Source organism: Gordonibacter pamelaeae 7-10-1-b (assembly GCF_000210055.1).
Taxonomy (GTDB): Bacteria; Actinomycetota; Coriobacteriia; order Coriobacteriales; family Eggerthellaceae; genus Gordonibacter; species Gordonibacter pamelaeae.
In genome coordinates this window covers 641,889-643,641 of sequence record NC_021021.1, presented here as the reverse complement: position 1 = coordinate 643,641, position 1,753 = coordinate 641,889, and the positions used below count along the sequence as shown (strand labels likewise).

Annotated in this window: 2 protein-coding genes and 1 pseudogene; 1 reads left to right on the top strand and 2 read right to left on the bottom strand. The window is 69.7% G+C overall.

What is annotated here, in order from left to right; translation table 11 throughout:
- On the bottom strand, positions 1–755 hold a 755-nt coding region (locus GPA_RS03075; RefSeq protein WP_049783989.1), incomplete at its 3' end, for a patatin-like phospholipase family protein.
- Between the two features lie 90 nt (positions 756–845).
- Between GPA_RS03075 and GPA_RS03070 the strand changes: the two genes are divergently transcribed.
- Positions 846–1,082, top strand: a complete 237-nt coding sequence (locus GPA_RS03070; protein WP_015538898.1) for a thioredoxin domain-containing protein — start codon at positions 846–848, stop codon at positions 1,080–1,082.
- 70 nt (positions 1,083–1,152) lie between these two features.
- Here the strand turns inward: GPA_RS03070 and GPA_RS17870 are convergent.
- Positions 1,153–1,753, bottom strand: a pseudogene (locus tag GPA_RS17870) (hypothetical protein); the annotation flags it as partial.

Sequence of the window (1,753 nt, the reverse complement as noted above, 5' to 3'; positions counted from 1 at the left end):
TCCAGGCGGTCGACCTCGTCGCAGAGGGCGTTGTAGGGCTGCCAGCGCCCGATGGTGCGCTCGGCCACCTGCGGATGGGCCCGGAAGGCAGCGCGGAACAGCGCCTGCGCAGCCGGCCGCGGCGGCTTCTTGCGATAGCCGCGCGGCTGCGAGCGGATGACGAGGAACCGCTCGAACCCGTCGCGGCGCGCGGCGTCCAGCAGGATGCCCCGGCTCTCGCCCAGGCCGCCGTCCATGAACGTGCGCCCATTGATTACCGTGGGCGGCATGAACAGGGGCATGGTGGAGCTGGCCCGCACGCGCAGCATCATATCGCGCAGCGTGGGGCAATCGGCCTTCGTCCAAGCCACCGTCTCACCGGTGTCCCAGTCGAAGCCCTCGATGTGCACGTCGGCGTCGCTGGCCGCGAACGTGTCGAAATCGAACGCCATCACGGCGTCCGTTCCCGCCAGCTCCTCGGCAACGCCCTCGTACAGATACGGCGCGTTGAAGTAGCCATGCCCGCGCAGGAAGCTGCCCACGCCGCCGAAGCGCGGGTCGCGCACGAGGTCGACGAACGACGCCTTCGTGCGCGCGATGTCGCGCGACACGTAGTTCACCGCGTGGCTCGAGCCGGCGGAGATGCCGTACACGCGCCCGAAATGCAGCTGGCGCTCCAGCAGCGTGACCACGGCCCCCGCCGTGTAGCTGGCGCGCATGCCGCCGCCCTCGATGACGAGCGCGACGTCGGATATGTTGACCGTCAGGGTGCCCATGGGAGTATTATAGCCGTGCCGCGGGCTCTCCCAGGAAATGAGATACCGCGGCGTCGCCGAATGCGATGAGAGACGAGAGGAAACGCCACCATGGAGAAGCCGATTCTGTACTACTGGGCCCCGTGCCCCACCTGCTCGGTCCTGACCCACTTCGCCGACGAGCACGGCATAGAGCTCGACAAGCGCGACGTGGAGCAGGAAGCCCCCTACCAGGAGCTCCTCGAGCTGGGCGGCAACGCGGACCTCATCCCCTACCTGTGGGACGGCCAGCAGCTCGTCAACGGAAACGACGAGTGCCTGGCGTACCTGCGCGAGAGGTACCTTTAGGCAGCGGGCGAACCCGGGCAGGGGCGCCCCCGCCGCGACCTCTCGCGCAGGGCGCCCTCGTTCCCGCCGCTCACCGGGTTACGGCAACCGCGGCGCCGCCCGAGCTTTGGGTCGCCGAGCCTTGGGTCGAACTGGAGGGCGAGCCGCCCGAATTCGGCTGCGAGGCGGAATCGTGCGAGCCGCTGCCGGACTGCCCGCTGCCGCCCGATCCGCTGCCACCCCCCGTGCTGCCGCTGCCGGAGCCGTCCGACGAGCCCGACGAACCCGAGGAGTCGCCCGACGAACCCGACGAGCCCGATCCCGATGATCCCGAAGATCCCGAGCCGTCCGAAGATCCCTGGTCTCCGCCCGACGACGAGTTGCCGCCCGACGAGCCCGAGGACCCGTTCGGCGCCGCGTCCTTCGACGGGTCCGTCGCAGAGGGATCGCTCGAGCCCGAAGACGTCCCCTTGTCCTCCCCCTCGTTCGAAGCATCCCCGCTTCCCGAGGAGTCCTGCTTCTGGGCCTGCGACGACGAGGAGATGAGTGGCTGCGGCTTCGCGCCCACGCCCTGCCCGGTGGTGACGAGGTCGATGACGAGGGCGGACAGCGCCACAGCCACGATGGCGGACGCGATGGACACCGCCACCACGCGTCGCTGCAGCTTCTTCTTGTGCTCGCGTCGCTCGCGC